The 17,792-nt window shown below is 65.0% G+C and carries 11 protein-coding genes and 3 pseudogenes; 12 read left to right on the top strand and 2 right to left on the bottom strand.

Features of this window, described 5'->3' with window-relative positions:
• The first annotated feature begins 138 nt into the window (after positions 1 to 138).
• The 8 genes and pseudogenes from ACGFNK_RS08810 to ACGFNK_RS08775 all read left to right on the top strand — a co-directional run bounded on the left by ACGFNK_RS08810 (position 139) and on the right by ACGFNK_RS08775 (position 9,166).
• On the top strand, positions 139 to 909 hold the full coding sequence (locus tag ACGFNK_RS08810) for a DeoR/GlpR family DNA-binding transcription regulator (protein WP_393413346.1): 771 nt from the start codon (positions 139 to 141) through the stop codon (positions 907 to 909).
• A 49-nt stretch (positions 910 to 958) separates the two neighbouring features.
• Positions 959 to 1,264 (top strand): transposase, encoded by a 306-nt coding sequence (locus ACGFNK_RS08805; RefSeq protein WP_393413344.1) that lies wholly within the window; start codon positions 959 to 961, stop codon positions 1,262 to 1,264.
• Positions 1,265 to 1,273: 9 nt separating this feature from the next.
• Positions 1,274 to 1,786 (top strand): annotated as a pseudogene (locus ACGFNK_RS08800) (ROK family protein); the annotation flags it as partial.
• Positions 1,787 to 2,520: 734 nt separating this feature from the next.
• Positions 2,521 to 2,847 carry a hypothetical protein gene (locus ACGFNK_RS08795; protein ID WP_393413342.1) on the top strand — a complete coding sequence of 109 codons (327 nt, stop codon included), beginning with the start codon at positions 2,521 to 2,523 and terminating at the stop codon, positions 2,845 to 2,847.
• Between the two features lie 151 nt (positions 2,848 to 2,998).
• A complete protein-coding gene (locus ACGFNK_RS08790) occupies positions 2,999 to 5,317 on the top strand; it encodes a beta-glucosidase (RefSeq protein ID WP_393413340.1) in 2,319 nt (772 codons plus the stop codon).
• Between the two features lie 55 nt (positions 5,318 to 5,372).
• Complete coding sequence (locus ACGFNK_RS08785; RefSeq protein WP_393413338.1) at positions 5,373 to 6,656, top strand: MFS transporter; 1,284 nt, start codon at positions 5,373 to 5,375, stop codon at positions 6,654 to 6,656.
• Between the two features lie 700 nt (positions 6,657 to 7,356).
• Positions 7,357 to 8,547: an alginate lyase family protein gene (locus ACGFNK_RS08780; protein ID WP_393413336.1), complete on the top strand. Its 1,191-nt coding sequence runs from the start codon at positions 7,357 to 7,359 to the stop codon at positions 8,545 to 8,547.
• 231 nt (positions 8,548 to 8,778) lie between these two features.
• A pseudogene (locus tag ACGFNK_RS08775) lies at positions 8,779 to 9,166 on the top strand (DUF4291 family protein).
• A gap of 175 nt (positions 9,167 to 9,341) precedes the next feature.
• Here the strand turns inward: ACGFNK_RS08775 and ACGFNK_RS08770 are convergent.
• Positions 9,342 to 9,965, bottom strand: a complete 624-nt coding sequence (locus ACGFNK_RS08770) for a dihydrofolate reductase family protein (protein WP_393413334.1) — start codon at positions 9,963 to 9,965, stop codon at positions 9,342 to 9,344.
• Between the two features lie 338 nt (positions 9,966 to 10,303).
• Here ACGFNK_RS08770 and ACGFNK_RS08765 point away from each other — a divergent pair, with 338 nt between their 5' ends.
• From ACGFNK_RS08765 to ACGFNK_RS08750, 4 genes and pseudogenes are all read left to right on the top strand, one after another.
• Positions 10,304 to 10,999, top strand: coding sequence for an alpha/beta fold hydrolase (locus ACGFNK_RS08765; RefSeq protein ID WP_393413332.1), 696 nt, complete (start codon positions 10,304 to 10,306; stop codon positions 10,997 to 10,999).
• 234 nt (positions 11,000 to 11,233) lie between these two features.
• The gene (locus tag ACGFNK_RS08760) at positions 11,234 to 11,698 is read left to right on the top strand and encodes an SRPBCC family protein (RefSeq protein ID WP_393414376.1); all 465 of its coding nucleotides are present in this window, start codon (positions 11,234 to 11,236) and stop codon (positions 11,696 to 11,698) included.
• Between the two features lie 482 nt (positions 11,699 to 12,180).
• The gene (locus tag ACGFNK_RS08755) at positions 12,181 to 15,117 is read left to right on the top strand and encodes an NACHT domain-containing protein (RefSeq protein WP_393413330.1); all 2,937 of its coding nucleotides are present in this window, start codon (positions 12,181 to 12,183) and stop codon (positions 15,115 to 15,117) included.
• Positions 15,118 to 15,350: 233 nt separating this feature from the next.
• Positions 15,351 to 15,653 (top strand): annotated as a pseudogene (locus tag ACGFNK_RS08750) (aminoglycoside phosphotransferase family protein); the annotation flags it as partial.
• A 76-nt stretch (positions 15,654 to 15,729) separates the two neighbouring features.
• Here the strand turns inward: ACGFNK_RS08750 and ACGFNK_RS08745 are convergent.
• Positions 15,730 to 17,718 (bottom strand): serine/threonine-protein kinase, encoded by a 1,989-nt coding sequence (locus ACGFNK_RS08745; RefSeq protein WP_393413328.1) that lies wholly within the window; start codon positions 17,716 to 17,718, stop codon positions 15,730 to 15,732.
• Positions 17,719 to 17,792: the final 74 nt, after the last annotated feature.

The raw sequence follows: 17,792 nt of genomic DNA, 5'->3' as shown, positions 1-17,792 counted from the left end.
CCAGGCCGTCAGCCCTGTCGCCGGTGCGGCGCTGTGCGGGCCGGGTGTGAAATGCGCGCCATGGCCCCGCGCAGACTCCTCAACTGCCAGTGAACACAGGCAGGTTGGCCCTGAGGGTGACGTGTAGTGTCTCGTTGCGTGCTGGCTGAACGACGACACCAACTCATCTTGCAGGCCCTGCGCTCCGGGGGCGCCGCCACGGTGGCCGACCTCTCTGGCCAGCTGGATGTCAGCGCTGCGACGATCCGCCGCGACCTCCTCAAACTTGAGGAGGTCGGGCTGCTCACCCGTGTTCATGGGGGTGCGGTCATCGAGGAGCCCTATCCGCCCTTCATCGAGGCCGCCGAGGTCCGGGTGACCGCCAAGGACGCGATAGCTGCCCAAGCGGCCACGATGATTGAGGATGGCCAGTCGATCATCCTCGACTCCGGCACAACGGTCTACCGGCTGGCACGCCAACTGCACGGACGCCGACTCACGGTGATCACCAACAATCTCGTCGTCTACGAGGAACTCGCCGAAGATGACAGCATTGACCTGATGCTGCTCGGCGGGATGGTCATACGCGAGTCGCGCTCGCTGGACGGTTTCATGGCCGAGGACAATCTCCGCCAAGTGCACGCTGACTGGCTGTTCATGGGCGCTTGCGGCGTCCGTCCCGGTGGGCAGGTCATGGACACCACGGTCGCCGAGGTGCCCGCCCGGCGCGCCATGATCGCTGCCAGTGAAAAGGTTGTGCTCCTCGTCGATCAAGGCAAGTTCCCGGGAACGGGCATGGTGAAGATCTGCGGCCCAGAAGACCTGCACACGGTGGTGACCAACGCGTCGTCGGATGATGCGACCCTCGCGGCGCTCAAGGAGGCTGGCGTGAAGGTGATGCTGGCGACTCCAGCCGTGGTCAACGACTAAGAGGATGTCTCACGTGGCGCTGTAGTGAGCTGCGGCAACATTGCTCCTCGTGGGTGCTGATCTGTCGCAGCGGCTGGTTCCTGACGGGTTGTGGGATCTGGCCGCGCCGTTGCTGCCGTCGTTCACGCCGCGTCGCCAGGGCGGCGGGACTGCTCCGCTGGACGAGCGGGCGGTGTTCACCGCCGTGGTGTACGTGCTGGCCTGCGGGTGTGCGTGGCGACACCTGCCGCCGACGCGGGCGCTGCTCGCGCAATATGCCGCCAGACTGCAGGCGGCTCGCCTGTTGGTCTACGCGGCAGCCCGCGCGGTCATGGCGGGCCACGTCGAGAGCGCTGCTGCGCCGTCGGGGAACTGAACCGGGCGGGTGTGGACTTGGCGGGCATCGGCGTCGCCGTGCCAGGACTCGTCGAGGTTCCCACCGGGTGGGTCCGGTACGCGCCGAACCTGCTCTTTGCAGGACGTCCCCCTCGCGGAACGGTTGCGCGAGCGTATCGGCCTCCACGGCGGCGTGCCGATCATCGTCGACAACGAGGCGAACCTGTCGGCACTCGCCGAATACCGCCGCGAACCCGACGCCGTGCCCGACATGATCTACCTCACCGGCGAGACCAGGATCGGCGCAGGCCTGATCATCGGCGGCCAACTGCTCTGCGGATCGAGCGGATTCAGCGGCGAAGTCGGCCGCATACCCGTCGATCCCGGCGGCGAGATCTGCGTATGCGGCCGATCCGGCTGCCTGGAAACCGAGATCGGCCTCATGGCCGCGATCCGGACAGCCGCACCCGACCTCGCCAACGCGACCGCTGACCCCGAGGAACAGGCGCGAGCCCTGCTGCACCGTGCGCAGACAGGAGATCCGCAGGTCATGGCCGGACTCGACGAAGTGGGCCGCTGGCTGGGCACCGGTGTCTCGATCCTGGTCAACCTTCTCGTCCCGGGTCCGTGCCAACACCCGGATGACCTCGCCCTCGTCCGTCACGCCCTCGACGACGAGGGCCGACAATCCCGAAATCACCACACCCACAAGCTCGTTGACATCGCGCACACCATGCCAACGACGGTTGTCACCCTTCGTTACCACCGGTTACGGGGGACAGGGTCGAAGACCGTACAGACCCTCCAGCTCTCCTGGCGAGGAGCGAGGCCACGGCCGAGGGAACTCCCCGGGGCGGCTCGTCGTCGCTTCCACGGCGCCCCGACTGGACCCGCGAGTTGAGCTTCAGATTCACTGTGCGGGGCGTTGACTGAACTGAGTTCTGTATCGCCCTACGCATCCAGCCGCTGGTCAGCGCTCGTAACGCGGCTGCGCAGCCGTCGATTTGGCGACACCCCGGCCATTGTCGCCGATGCCATACATCTGTAACTGAACTGAACTCACTTTGACGTCCGGGTGTAACCGGACTACCCTGTGGCCGTGACTGCGAATCGGAGATGGTTGACGAATACCGCTGTCGTAGGCCTGGGTATAACGGTCCAAAGATCTACGGACGCACTGCGGCGGACTTCGCCGCTGAGGCGATCGCCTTGGCCACCCCACTGAAGCCGGCGGTCGGTGCCGGGGCCGCCTATGCGGCACGGGGGGTCTGGGACGGAATGAACGTGCTCTAGGCGGTGTACGGCGAGTTCGGTGGCAACGTGCCGTACGCCTTGGCCGCACGTCGCCACATGGAGCTGTATGGCACGACGAGCGAGCAGCTCGGTGCGATCGCCGTTGCTCAGCGCGAGTGGGCGCTGTTGAACCCTCATGCGCAGATGAAGAAGCCCATGACGATCGAGGACCACCAGTCCTCGCGCATGGTGCCGACCCGTTCCACCTGTTCGACTGCTGCATCGTCTCCAACGGTGCCGTCGCCGCTCCTCTGTGCGGGAGCTCCGGTGGGCTGCCTCAACAGCCCTGGGCGCGGCGTGTTTCCGATTTCCCCTGCGCCGGGGGCTTGACTGAGTGCGGAGTTGGTTGCGAATCCCGCCAGGGCCATTTCGTTCGGTTACTTAACTAATGCACGGCAGCTGGTTCGACCCCCGTACCTCTGTACCCCTCCTCCTCATAGCCCGTACTCCGTCGTGCCGCTGCGCAAGGAGCTCCAAGAACATGAACGCCTGGAACGATCCGTCCCGCTCCGCCGACGAGCGTGTCGAAGCCCTGTTGTCCGCGATGACGCTGCGCGAGAAGCTCGCCCAGCTCGGCAGTATCTGGATCGGCTCGACCACGAACGACAAGGTCGTGGCGCCCATGCTGCAGGGCGTGTTCAGCGAACCGCAGGAAGAACACGTCGCCCTCGCTCACGGGATCGGGCATCTGACCAGGATGTTCGGCACCAAGCCCGTCTCGGCGGAGGAGGGCAGCCGCCTGCTGGCCGGCCGGCAGCGCTGGTTGCTGGAGAACACCCGGCTCGGTGTTCCGGCGATCGCGCACGAGGAGTGCCTGACCGGGTTCACCACGCTGGGCGCGACCGTGTACCCGACCTCGCTCGCCTGGGCGGCTACCTTTGACCCGGATCTGGTCGAGCGGATGGCCGCCGCGATCGGCCGGGACATGGCGATGGTCGGCGTGCACCAGGGCCTCTCGCCCGTGCTCGACGTCGTACGCGACTACCGGTGGGGCCGGGTCGAGGAGACCGTCGGCGAGGACCCCTATCTCGCCGGAATGATCGCGACCGCTTATGTCCGGGGACTGCAGTCGCAGGGCGTCATCGCCACACTGAAGCACTTCGCCGGGTACGCCGCCTCGCGCGGCGCCCGCAACCACGCCCCGGTCTCGATCGGGAAGCGCGAACTCGCCGACGTGATCCTGCCCCCGTTCGAGATGGCGGTACGGGAAGGCGGCGCCGGTTCGGTGATGAACTCGTACACCGATCTCGACGGCGTGCCGGCGGGCGCGGACGAGGCCCTGCTGACGGGTGTGCTGCGGGACGAGTGGGGCTTCGAGGGCACCGTGGTGTCCGACTACCGGTCCGTGAGCTTCCTTCAGACCCTGCACCGCGTCGCGGGCAGCGCCGGTGAGGCCGGGGCGCTGGCGCTCCGCGCGGGGCTCGACGTCGAGCTGCCGGAGACGCGCTGCTACGGAGCTCCGCTGGAGGAGCTCATCAACACCGGCCGGTTCCCTGAGGAGCTCGTCGACCGGTCGGTACGGCGAGTACTGCACCAGAAGGTGCAGCTGGGGCTGCTCGACCGCGGGTGGACGCCGGAGAACTCCGCCCATGATGACCGGCGGATCGACCTCGACCCGGAGACGAACCGTCTGCTGGCGCGGGACATCGGGGAACGCTCGGTCATCCTGCTCGCCAACGACGCGAACGCCCTTCCCCTCACCGCCGACGCGGCGAACATCGCGCTGATCGGGCCGTGCGCCGACGATCCTCGTACGTTCCTGGGCTGCTACTCGTATCCGAACCACGCCCTGCCCAACAACCACCATGAGGACAGCGGCCTGGGCGTCGACGTGCCCTCGCTGCTGAACGCGCTCGGCAAGGAACTGCCGCACTCGACGATCAGCCACCAGCAGGGCTGCCCGGTCAAGGAGGAGGACCGTTCCGGGATCCCCGCGGCGGTGGCTGAGGCCGCCGCGGCCGACCTGGCCGTGGTCGTCGTCGGTGACCAGGCAGGGCTGTTCGGCCGCGGCACCTCGGGCGAGGGCTGCGACGCCGCCGATCTCTCGCTTCCGGGAGTCCAGGCCGAACTCGTCGAAGCCGTACTGGAGACCGGCACGCCGGTGATCCTCGTCGTGGTCTCCGGGCGTCCATACGCACTCGGCGCGTTCGCCGGGCGGTGCGCGGCGATGGTCCAGGCGTTCATGCCGGGCGAGGAGGGGGGCGCCGCCCTGGCCGGCGTCCTGTCCGGACGCGTGGTCCCGTCCGGCAAACTCCCGGTGCAGATCCCCGTGACGCCGGGAGCGCAGCCGGGCACCTATCTGCATGCCCCGCTGGGCGGCTTCAGCGACATCCTCAGCAACCTCGACCCGCGTCCCCTTTTCCCGTTCGGGCACGGACTGTCGTACACGACGTTCGAGTACGGAGATCTCACGGTCAGCGCCGATGCCCTCGGTACCGACGGCGAGGTCGAGATCTCCTGCGTGGTCCGCAACAGCGGGAACCACCGGGCCCGGGAGGTCGTCCAGCTGTACTTCGACGACCCGGTCGCCCAGGTCGCCCGGCCGGTCATCCAGCTCGCGGGTTTCACCTCGGTGCACCTCGACGCCGGGCAGCAGGCGCGGGTGACATTCACCCTGCACGCCGACCGGACGGCCTACACCACGACCACGGGCCAACGCATCGTCGAGCCCGGTGACATCCATCTGATGATCGGCTCCTCCAGTGCCGACATCCGTCTGCGGCACGTCGTCTCGCTCACCGGCGCGACGCGCGTGGTCGGGTCCGAACGCCGGCTCACCACCAAAACCTGCACTCAGTAACCCAGTCCCACCCGCAATACCAGTCCCACAAGCCCGGTCCGCAAGGAGGCGAACCTTGGCATCGACGACCCCGAGGTCAGCGACGACCCACGACGATCAGCCCCTCATCCCCCCGCCCACGCAGAAAGCGAAGCCGCGCCTCGTCGTGGGAATGGCCCTGGCACAGATGGGGATCTTCGTCTCACTGTTGACCCCGATCGTGGCCGGTCTCACGATCAAGGTGCAGAGCCTCGTGGGCCCGGACGACGCGGTCACCTCGCTCGGCATCGTCAGCAGCGCCGGGGCCATCGCCGCACTGATAGCCAACCCGGTCTTCGGCCGGATCAGCGACCGCACAACGAGCCGGTACGGCCGCCGCCGTCCCTGGCTGGTCATCGGCTCGCTCGGGCTCACCGCGAGCCTGCTTCTCATCGCCACCGCTCAGAGCGTCGCGGTCGTCGCGATCGGCTTCTTCATCGCCTCGGTGTTCGCCAACGCGGCGCTGGCCACGTTCACCGCAACGGTGGCGGACCAGATCCCCATGTCGCAGCGCGGCAAGATCGGTGGACTGATGGGGGTCATGCAGAACGTCGCGATCCTGGGCTCCGCCTACTCCGCGAAGTTCTTCGCGACACAACTGCTGCTTCTCTTCATGGTGCCCGGCCTCGTCGGTCTTCTCCTCGTCGGCGTATTCGTGATGGTCCTGCCCGACAAGCGGCTTCCGAGGCGGCCTCCCAGCGAGGGCGGCCTGCGCACCGTCCTGCGGACGTTCTGGGTGAGCCCACGCCGGCACCCGGACTTCGCCCTGGTATGGGTCTCACGCTTCCTCATAGTCCTTGGGGCGGCCCTGTTCACCACCTTCCGGCTGCTGTACCTGCAGCGTGACCTGGCGTTGTCCAATTCCGAGGCCGCCGCGGCCATGGCCACCGGCGTACTGCTGTACACATGTGTTCTCGTGGTGAGCGCGCAGGCGGCCGGCTGGCTCTCCGACAAGGTGGGGCGCCGCAAACCGTTCATCGCCGGCGCCACGCTGATCTTCAGCGCCGGCCTGGCCATGCTCGTCCAGGCCGACTCCGTCAACGGCTTCTACATCGCCGAGCTGGTGCTCGGACTGGGATACGGCGTCTATGTGGGCGTCGACCTTGCACTTGTGATCGACGTGCTGCCCAGCCCGGACAACGCGTCGAAGGATCTCGGCGTGTTCAACATCGCCAACGCGGGCCCGCAGGTCATCGCGCCCGGACTCGGCGCACTGCTGGTCAACATCGGCGGCGGGCACAACTACGGCCTGTTGCAAGGCACGGCCGCAGCCATCTGCCTGGTGGGCCTGCTGGCGGTCATCCCGCTCAAGGCCCGCTGAACAAGCCCGGTTTGAGTCGACCCGCGGCTTGTCAGCCTTGCGACTCAGGCCCCCGATCCATCTCTTCGAGCAGGGCTCCGTGTTCTCCGGCATGGCTTCGGCGAGTGCGCGAAAGCATCAGGCTCAGGTGATCGTTTGGGGGCGCTGGGGCGGTACGCAGTGATCAAGTATGAGTTGTCGTGACCCACAAGCGAGGTCCCGCAGTCCGCCTGCACGTCAACGTCTGGCGAGGTCACGCAGGGGATAGTGGGGAGCGAACGTGCGCGGTGCAGGGCGGCTGCCGTTGCCGATAGCGGCGGACAGCGGGCGCTGGGTGAGTGTGGCGGCGGAGCGGACCGTTCTCGGCGTGGTCCACAACATCACATCCGCCGGGTGGCCCGCCGCGGCGATAGGTGTGGTGCCGCCCGAAGGGTGCTCACTCACCCGCGGACGCACCGTTGATCGGACGAGACCGAGTCTTTGACCATCCATCTGACCGTCCGGTCGAAGGCCGGACGTCTGGCGTGACATAGCTGCGCACCGCGCCACACGCCAAAGGAGCCCAACTCCGATGAGTTGAGCTTCGTTGCTGTCCGGGACCGGTTCTCCGTGGACCGGCCACGCATATCTATTGACATGTACACAAGCCTTCCTTATGGTCCAGGCCAATCTTTCTCCATTCGGAACTGCGTTCTCATTCGTGAACAGAAGAGGTCATCGGATGACACGAACCAGAACCGCCCTGCTGAGTGTTCTCGCCCTACTGGCCGGCCTGCTGAGCCTTCAGCTCACCGGCCCGGCCCCACGGGCAACGGCCGCACCGACAACCTTCACCCACCCCGGCGTGCTCGTGAGCCGGGCCCAACTCGACTACGCCCGGTCAAAGGTGCAAGCCGGCCAACAGCCATGGAAGGCCGCGTACGACAACATGATGGCCAGCTCCTACGCTTCACTGTCGCGTACCGCCAAGCCGCGGGCCGTCGTGGAGTGCGGGCCGTCGTCCAACCCCAACCGCGGCTGCACCGACGAGCGTCAGGACGCCATCGCGGCCTACACCCAAGCGCTCGCCTGGTACTTCACCAGGGACGCCAGGTACGCCAAGAAGTCGATCGAGATCATGGACGCCTGGTCCGCGACCATCACCGATCACACCAACAGCAACGCCCCGCTGCAGACCGGCTGGGCCGGATCGACCTGGCCGCGCGCCGCCGAGATCATCAAGTACACCTACGACGGCGGCTGGCCGGGCGCGGGCCGCTTCGCGACCATGCTTCGCACCGTCTACCTGCCCGAGGTGATCAACGGCGCAGCGACCAAGAACGGCAACTGGGAACTGGTCATGACCGAGGCGGCGATCGGTATCTCGGTCTTCATCGAGGACCGCACCAGCTACGACAAGGCGGTCAGCACCTACCTCGCCCGGGTTCCCGCGTACATCTACCTGACCAGTGACGGCGCCCTGCCGAAGCCGCCGGCGGGCAGCAGCATCGACACCAGCGCCGAGATCATCAAGTACTGGCAGGGCCAGAGCACCTTCACCAACGGCCTCTCCCAGGAGACCTGCCGGGACTTCGGGCACACCGGCTGGGGCATCGCTTCCATAGCCGACATCGCGGAGACCAGCCGCATCCAGGGCCAGGACCTCTATCCGAGGATCCAGGACCGGCTGCGCTACGCGCTGGGCTTCCACACCTCCTACGAGAACGGCACCGCCGTACCTTCCTGGTTGTGCGGCGGCTCGGTCAACAAGGGCCTCGACCAGGTCACGGAGGTCGGGTTCAACGCCCTCCAGAACCGCCTCGGGATCAGCATGTCCAACACCCAGAAGTACACCGAGGAACAGCGGCCCTCCGGCACGGACAACTACTTCAACGCCTGGACGACCCTCACGCACGCCAACAACCCCAGCTAAGGACCACCGCCGACCCGCCCGGCCCCGCAGGGGCAGTACCTCGGCAGGATCCCTGCCGACCCCTGCGGGCTGGGCGGTACCGGGCTGATGGGGGTGCGCGTCAGCGGTTCCACGGAACTTCGGACGCTGAGCGACCGAGCACGGCGACGAACTTCTCTAAAGCCCAGGAGAGCAGCGCCGCAAGAGGTCTGCGAGAGAGGCTTGACGTGGATCAAGCCGTCGTTCCTCTGGATGATGTACCGCTGCGGCTGGGGCGCGAAAGCGAGGCAGGAGACCGTCCTCGCTGTCGAGATCAGCCGTGACGGCTTCGAGTGGGCCCTGCGCCACGCGTGTCTGTCAAGCTACGTCCGCGTGCGTACACGCCGACCGGGCCACCTGGCAGCGTCAGTTGAAGCGTGCGCCCGCTCGCGTGCAGTGGGACCCCGAGCGGGACCTGCGCCTACAGCCCTTGCCGTATCGCTCCCTGCAACTCGGCCTCTCCGGTGAGGCCGCACGACGCTACGCGGACGAGTGGACGGTCTCCATCCGCGACGTGACCCCGCTCGCCCGCAAGATCCATGCCCTCGTCAGCGGCGGTGACCTGGACTCCGCGGCCCGACTGCTGCCCCAGGAACGCTAATACCCTCTTGGAGACGAACTCCTTGCCCACCTACGGGGATGACGGACCGCTTCGCTCAACAGCCGGCTGCGATCGATGGGGCACATGGCAGCACAGGCTCCCGAGACGGGGGTCAAGCCAAGTACCCCGTTCGAGACGAACTCGGGCGTCGTGCTCTACGGGCATCGCCCCGATGTCAGCCGTCAAGGTCTGGGGTCGGCACTCCGTTGGACGGTGTTTTCCGGGCATATGTGACGTGGAATCGCAGGTGTGTGACGTGCGGTGAGGCGAGGATTCTGGTCCGTTCCAGCTCTATGGGTTCGATCCCCAGGTGATCGAACAGTCGGCGACCGCCGCCCAACAACACTGGAGCGATCTGCAGGTTGATCTCATCGACGAGCCTGGCTCTGAGCGCCTGTTGAGCGATGTCCGCACCCATCAACGTGACGTCCTTCCCGCCCGCCCCTGCCTGCGCCTGTTGGAGCGCGCCTTTCACGCCGTCAGTGACGAAGGTGAAGGGCCCGCTCTTCATGACCATCTGGCTTCGAGCGTTGTGGGTGAGTACGAAGCAGGGGACCGGGTAGGGCGTGTCCTTCCACACCCCGACGCCCACATCGAATGTCCTCCTGCCCAGCACGACCGCGCCCGTCGAATCCAAGGTCTCTCGTGTGACTGCGGTGTCCACCTCGCTCGCCGATGTGTCGAAGATCCATTCATGCAGGCGAAGACCACCTCGGCCCATGGGGTGCTCGACACTGACGTCCGGTCCGGCCATGAAGCCGTCGAGCGACATGGTGACGTTCAGGACCACCTTGCTCATGGGACAACCGCCTCTCCGCGTGTGGTGTGATCGGGCATTCGGACAGTCAGACCCTCCAGCAGGACCGAACTCATCGGTCTTCCGGCGGGACGTCGAACGCGTGGTCAAACCGACCGTCGCCCTTGGGTATATGGCAGCAGCACAGATTCGTTGGGTGGGGGACAAGCCAGGTGACCCCTTTGAGACGAACTGGGGGCCTCGTGCTCGACGGGCATCGCGCCTGCTCCGGAGGTGGCGGACAAGTACCCTTACGCGGATCAGCAGCTCCCGGCTGCCAGACCTCTAGGCGACTGACCTGAATTCAGTTAAGGTCCGCGTCATCGACTAGGAGGTCGCACATGTCTTTCGTTCTCATTCACGGCGCCGGCTTCGGCGCGGACTGCTGGGACGAGCTGATTCCTCACCTGAGTGCGGATGCGCTGGCGGTCGACCTTCCTGGCCGCGGCATGAGGGCCGAAGTCGAACTGGGCACGGTCACTCTCGCGGACTGCGCCGACGCGGTCCGGGAGGACATCGAGGCGAAGGACCTGCGGGACGTGGTGCTGGTCGGCCACTCCTTCGCGGGAGTCACGGTGCCGCTCGTCCTGAACCTCATACCCGAACGGATCCGTCAGGTCGTCCTCGTGTCGGCCGTCGTACCTCCCGACGGATCCCGGGTGCTCGACCAGATCGATCCCGGCGTACGGGCACTGGTCGAGCAGTCCATCACTGGCGGGGTCTACCAACAGACCCGCGAGGGTGCTGCCGCGATGCTGTGCAACGACATGGACGAGGCGACTGCCGCGTCCGCCCTGGACCGGCTGGCCGACGATTCAGCCGCACTGCTGAGCGAGCCCGTGGACCTGAGCGGCTACCGGCGGGACATCCCGCTGACGTACGTGCACCTCACCCAGGACCAGTGCTACGTCGAGGAACTCCAGCAGCGATCCATCGCGCTGCTCCAGGCGGACGTCATCGACCTCGACACCGGTCACATGGCAATGATCAGCGCACCGGAAAAGCTCGCCGCCGTCCTCCGCACCATCCACGGCTAGTGCTGTGGCCGGTTGGGTCCCCCGGGTTGTTGTCCTCTTCCGCCATATGGGGCTTTGGGCTTGTCGAGGTGGCGGGTCCCGGCCCACGCCCACACGCGCGTCAGGCCGCCGGCCGGAAACTCCAGTGCGACCTGGACACTCGATCACGAGAGTGGGCGATTCGGCCTGGCGTCACGATGAAGCGCCGCCCATGCACCGATGCAGTTGTCGGAGCCTGGTGCTTTGATGGATGGCATGACCAGCAGAAGCGTGGTCGTGGAGCGGCGCATCGCCGCAGGCCAGAGACGTGTGTGGGAAGCTCTGACCGACCTCGAGGGCATGGATCGCGTACTCAGCAGTGTCTCGAAGGTCGAAATCATCACGGACGGGACCTTCGACGTCGGCACGCGGTGGCGGGAGACCCGGCGCATGTTCGGCAAGGACGCCACCGAGGAGATGTGGGTGACCGCCAGCGAACCACCCGAGCGCTATGTGGTGGAGGCCCAATCGCATGGCACCCGTTACGTCTCGGAGTGGCTGCTGCGTTCGGACGGCCCGTCGGTGACGACCGTCCGCATGACGTTCAGTGCCGTGGCACAAGGCGGCGTCATGGGCCTGCTTGCCAAGATTCTTGGCGGCGTGGGCGCACGGGCAGTGAGCAGAGCCATCGCGAAGGATCTCGACGACGTTGCCTCGTCAGTTGAGAGCCGCGGCGACTGACCCTCCCGGACCCCCGCGACAGCCCTGGGCACTGCGCCCGCCCGTGACCGGACGATCCGCCGGACTGCCGGCCGTCGGCCTCAGGGCGCTGCATGGCAGCACAGGCTCGCCGGGACGGGGGTCAAGCTAAGTACCCCGTTCGAGGCGAACTGGGGGCGTCTTGCCCGACGGGCCTCACAGCTCCCACGGAGGACTGACCACCCGCCGATTTCCCTGGGTGATCGCCACTGCGGCAAGTCCGGCTTCCGTTCAGCTAGCCGACTGGTTGGAGACGCCCCGTGCTCACGGTTTTGGTGCGGGGCGACTAGTCAAACCGTGGGCGAGTAGCAAGTAGAGCGAACGCCTCAACCAACTGCCTGCCCTTCGCCACCTACTTGCAGTGGAGGTGGCGGGCATTGACCTGGATGCAAAATCCTTCAAAGTAATGCCAGAAGCAGCTCCCGAGACTACCCTTGATTCGAAGTAGCTGCAGAGGAGCGACCGTGTCGGAGTCAAAATTTTCGCAGATCCCCAAGGCTGCGGCGCTAGGTGTCGCTGCCTTAGTCGCTCCAGTCGCCGCATTTGCGACAGGCTTCCTCAAGGACCACCCAATTCTCTCAGTTGCATTTCTCTTGTTGTATGAGGTGACTCTATTCGTAATCGCGTTTGTTGCCGGTGCACTCAAGAGGGTTCGACAGGATTGGGAGGTGCGATTCTCGCAATCCATAGACATCTGGCTTCAAGGGGTGGTCTCTAAATATCATCGTTCCTATCTGCGCTATGTTCAAGCCGCGAACCGGCACCTCGATATGAAAGGATTGACTACGCGTGGCGAATTTGCCATCGGCGTGGAAAGCGTATTCGTCAATCTTTCGCTAAACTCTCGATCTCCACAGAGCATCAACACTGATCCGCTTCAAATTGTCGAGTTGGAAACTCCAAAAGTGTCATCCGACGTCTGGACCTGGGTAAAGCGTTCAGACGCTGATGGCAGCGTGCTAGTCATCATTGGCCCGCCAGGCAGCGGCAAGACAACATTGCTTCGACACGTCGCATTGAAACTGTCAAGCCGAAGAGGGAAAAAGGGTTTCCCGTCCCGCAGGATCCCTGTCTTGATATCACTGCGGGATTATAAAGAAAGATTCGCTGCAGCCGATGAGACCCTCACAGTCACAGAAATAATGCGTGGCACTCCTCTCGACGAGCGGTTCTCTCTAATAGAAATGATCAGGGAGAGTCTGCGAGAGGTTCAAGGCGAGGAGCCGCCGCAATGGGTTGAAAAAAATCTGGAGTCGGGGAAATTCCTCCTAATGCTTGACGGCCTAGATGAGGTCGCATCAGGCGAGGCGCGCTCAGAAGTGAGCCGCTGGATTGAAAAGCAGTACCAATCTTTTCCCAACTGTTCGTTTATTCTCACCAGTCGCCCCTTTGGATACAGAGAAAATCCAATAGACTCAGCCACCGTGGTACAAGTTCTCCCATTCACGGAACAACAGGTAAGAAGCTTCATTGATCGCTGGTATGAGGAGGTTTGCATCCGAAGCTATGAAGAGAGAGACTCAGCTCTTCTGCATGCTCAGCGCGGAGCAAGAGAGCTAACTAGGCGCCTTGAAGAGGCGCCAGACTTGCTTGAACTAACCGTCAATCCACTTTTGCTCACCATGGTCGCTAATGTTCACTTCTACAGAGGTGACCTTCCGGGGAGCCGGATAGATCTATATAGCGAGGCATGCGAAGTCCTGCTTGGTAAACGGCACCAAGCTCGCGGTGTTGCCCTGAGGATATCGACGAGTAAGCGCCAGAGTGTTCTGCAAGCTCTCGCATACGGAATGATGCGAGAGCGAGTCCGGGATGTGACTCTCAACGAAGCGGCCGTCTACATTCGAAATTCCTTGGAGCGCGTAGCGCCAGAGATCTCTCCATCTGATTTTCTGCAGGAAGTCGAGAACTCCAGCGGCTTGGTGATTGAGAGGGAAGCCGGTATATTCTCGTTCTGCCATCTAACCTTTCAGGAGTACCTTGCAGCCGTCCATATCAAAGAGAATGGCCTCATTGATGAGCTGGTCAGCTTTATCGAGGATTCGTGGTGGCGTGAAACGGTAAAGCTGTATGCGGCACAGTCGGATGCTAGCCCTATCGTGGCCTACTGTCTCGGACGACTAGATGATCTTGCTATTCTTGGGCTTGCTGCGAGCTGTGTTGAGGAGGCCCGAGAGGTTGCCCCTGACATCCGGGCTGCTATGGCAGATCATCTGGGTGGTGATGTTCGAAATAATGCCGCGAGAAGACGGGCAGCTGCGGCCGCTAAGCTCCTCGGGCGAGCCCGTTCTTTTTCCAGGGTAAGTGAAGACCTGTACGTCAGTAGGACGCCTATCAGTTGTCTCGAATACCAGCTCTTCTTGGACAGTTATCCTGAAGTCTCCATGTATCACCCGGATGGTTGGCCTAATAGCCTATATCCTGCGGGCTCGGAAGAATCTCCTGTTCTAGGGACTTCACAACCGGCGGCTCAGGCCTTTGTTCAGTGGCTTCAAGACGCTCTCTTCGCCGATCAGTATTGGCGTTTCTCATTGATGCCGACAGGGATCGCGATCGACCAAAAATTGGCTCGCTTTCTACGGCTGGACGGTATCGGGTCGATCCATTGCGATTCCATGGACTTGATTGAAATGCACGAGCGCGGAGAGCGATTTGAAGGCGTCGACGAGGGTGTTCCATCTGTACCTCCCTGGAAGGTGCCAGGATGGGCACCAGATCTCGATATCCTAACTGGTTTCCTGGAAATAGATGGAATGCAGGCCAGGGAACTCGCGGAAGGCAGGGCGTTTGTAACCGAGTCAGCTGGTCTTGAAGTGGGTGATGCAATAAAACTCGCCTATCTGGACGCTGTACGTAACAACGGTAAGGATTGTGCCCACCTAGTAGAAGTATGGCGTGGTATCAGCAGTGTCGACATCGACAAGATCCTTAGGGATGCTGACGCTGCCACTCAGGCTGTATTCCCAGTAATATATCCGTTGCATGACGATACGATCGCCTCTCCTGTAAGGGATCTCGGTCAGATCTGCCAAGCACTCCGGCATGCATTGGCTATGAGCATGAATCGTCAAGTACGCGGGAACGTCAATAATCATATCGACTCATCATTGCGATTCTATGCGCGCCTGCTGAGCTTGGCGGCGGCCCATCTCTGCAGAGGAACCGCGGCGGTAGCGCCAGACGATGCAATTGGTGCTTCTTGGTTCAAGCGTCTTATTGGTCGCCTTACTGGAGATGCACAGGTCGGAGACGTGGTGACCGAGTACCGAAAGGAAGAGATGATCGGAGCCGCTGAAGTCTATGAGCTGCTCTATTGCTCGCTGGTGATACATGAGAGCAGGATTCGAGGCTCATCGTCGCCGTGGGAGGGAATTTTTGTGTTCCGTGGGACGGATGACTAGCTCATCGAAATTCGATTTCCCACCACTCGGGAGTGGTTGGCCAATTCCCACCGTAGATTCGTTGCGAAGTGGATTGGTGTCAGATAATGGTCAACACGCTCTGAGCACGCCCGGTCTCCTCTTCGTCCGCCATGCTGGGTACGGTCAAGGCCGTGGCTGGTGCATGTCGGGGTTGGTCACCCCTCAGGCGTGCGCTGGTTGATCGCGCGCGACTAGGGGAGCTGGTTACGGGCATGGCGGTTGACGCTGCTCGATCGGAAGAGGGGTTCACGTCGGCGGGGGCTACGCGGGTGATGGCTGCCGCGTGCCGGGCGGCGGGGCTCGACGGCAGAGGCGCGGAGTTGATCCGTCTCGGTGAGAACGCGTTGTTCCGGCTGGCCTCGGCCCCGGTGATCGTGCGTGTGGCCCGTGGGGAGGAGTGGCTGCCGAAAGCGCGTGTTGAGGTGGCCGTCTCGCGGTGGCTGGCAGAGGAGGGGTTTCCTGCGGCTCGCATCGTGGAGGATCTTGAGCAGCCGCTCGTGATCGATGGTCACCCGGACAGGCGTTTCGTGCCCGATCGGTCTGGCGCCCGCCGAAGGGTGACCTGAGGGGCGTCTACCCGTGGGCGGCCTCTCACCCCCGCGTATAAGTGAGCCGCTCGCCGTCAGCCAGCACGCGTACGAGTGTGTCGCCCTCGTGGCGCACCGTGGAGGAGGGGCCGAAGCGGCAGGGGCCGGAGGAGTTCGTCCGGTCGGCCTCGGGCGGGGCGAACCGGATCGGGCTGTTCGTCTCGCCTGTGGAGACCAGGTTCATGCCGGCCTCGCAGTGGTTGTCGGCGCCGTCCGAGACCAGCGTGGCGGCCGGGCTGCCCACCGGCTTCTGCTCGATGGTCATCCGCTGTGTGCCGCCGTCGGGCAGGGGCCGTTGCCAGGTGCCGAGCAGTGCTTCGGGGAGCTTCTCCGGGCCCTCGATCCTGTGCAGTTCGGCGGTACGCCCCGCCGCTTCCCAGCGGAGGGAGTCGCCGGCGGTCCGGGAGAGGACGTGCTCGCCGAGGGCTGAGCAGGTGTCCGCGGGGACACTGCTGACGACCTTGGTGTCCAGCCGCAGTGAGGTACCGCTGCCGCCGGAGGGCTTGGCGGTGAGTTTGCCGTCGCTCTTGCACTCGTAGTTCTTGCCGAGGCTGATGCTGGTGGCGACGATCTCGCCCAACTGCCCCGGCGAGACGGCGAACCGGCGGTACTGACCGGTGGCCTTCCCGTCCCGCTCGACCTCGCCCGCCCAGATGCCCACGAACTCCTTGGGCACATCGGATGCCGTTCCTCCCTTGTCACCGGAGCCGGAATCCGAGCCCGCGAAGGGCAGCAGACCGGCGGCCGACGCGGCGAACGCGGCTCCTGCCACCACGGCGGCGGCCGCCAGCGCGATCGCGACCCGCCGGCCCCTGCCCGCGCGACGAGGGCGCGGCGACGGAGTCTGATCCGGATCCGGATCCGGATCAGACTCCGCGGACCCCAGGTCGGGCTTCGGCACGATCTGCGTTCCCCACTCCGACCGTTCCGACACGGGAGTTTCCTCCCAGGTCAGGGGGAAAGCGGCGGGTGACGGCGTGGCCGCGGCCGGCGACGGTGCGGGTGACGGCGTAGACGCGCCCGGAGCCGGAACTGCCGCCGGACGCGCCTGCGCCGGCGTATCCGTGTCGAGCAACTCGACGGCGCTGCGCCCCAGTTCGGCGATGATCTGGGCAGGCAGCCACGGCGGTGCCGACGTGCCGGTCGCCACCGGCTGCACCCGTGCAGCCACCTCCTCGGGAGTCGGCCTGGCCGCCGGATCCTTGGCGAGGCAGTCGGCGATCAGGCCCCGCAGCGGCTCCTCGATCCCCGTCAGGTCCGGCTCCTCCTGCGCGATGCGGAACATCACGGCGTGCACGCCGCCGGAGCCGCCACCGCCGAACGGGGTGTGCCCGGTCGCCGCGTACGCCAGCACCGCGGCCATGCAGAAGACATCGGCGGCCGGGCCCACCGGCTCGTCCCTGATCTGCTCGGGCGACATGAAGCTGGGCGAGCCGACCAGCATGCCCGAGCTGGTCAGGGTCGAGCCGGGCACCGCGTCCAGCGCCCGCGCGATGCCGAAGTCGATGACCCGGGGGCCGTCGATGGTGATCAGGACGTTGGAGGGCTTGAGGTCCCGGTGGACCAGTCCGGCCCCGTGAATGTCCTGCAGGGCGCAGGCGAGTCCATAGGCGAGGGTGCGTACGGACGGGGCGGGCAGCGGGCCGTGCCCGCGCGGCGAGACGATGTGTTCGAGCGAGGGTCCCGCTATATAGCCGGTGGCCACCCACGGCGTTTCCGCTTCGGTGTCCGCGTCGAGGACCGGCGCCGTCCAGCGGTCGCTCACCCTGCGCGCCGCCGCCACTTCCAGCCGGAAGCGCTCGCGGAACTGGGCTTCGGCAGCCAGCTCCGGCTTGATGAGCTTGACCGCGACCGTGCGCCCGCCCTCCGAGCGGGCCAGACAGACCCGGCCCATGCCGCCGGCACCGAGGTTTCTGAGCAGCCGGTACGGGCCGACTCTGTCGCCAACTCCAACGGGGCTGGGACCGAAGTCGCCCGTCGCCGGCTTCGTCATCTGGCGTCTCCCCTCGGTCTGCGCTCCCACCCCACTCTCCGCCACGAAGGTCACGAGTCGGCTGCCTATGAGCT

Source organism: Streptomyces sp. NPDC048825 (assembly GCF_043198355.1).
GTDB classification, from domain to species: domain Bacteria; phylum Actinomycetota; class Actinomycetes; order Streptomycetales; family Streptomycetaceae; genus Streptomyces; species Streptomyces xiangluensis.
This window is presented reverse-complemented; position numbering and strand designations above follow the sequence as displayed.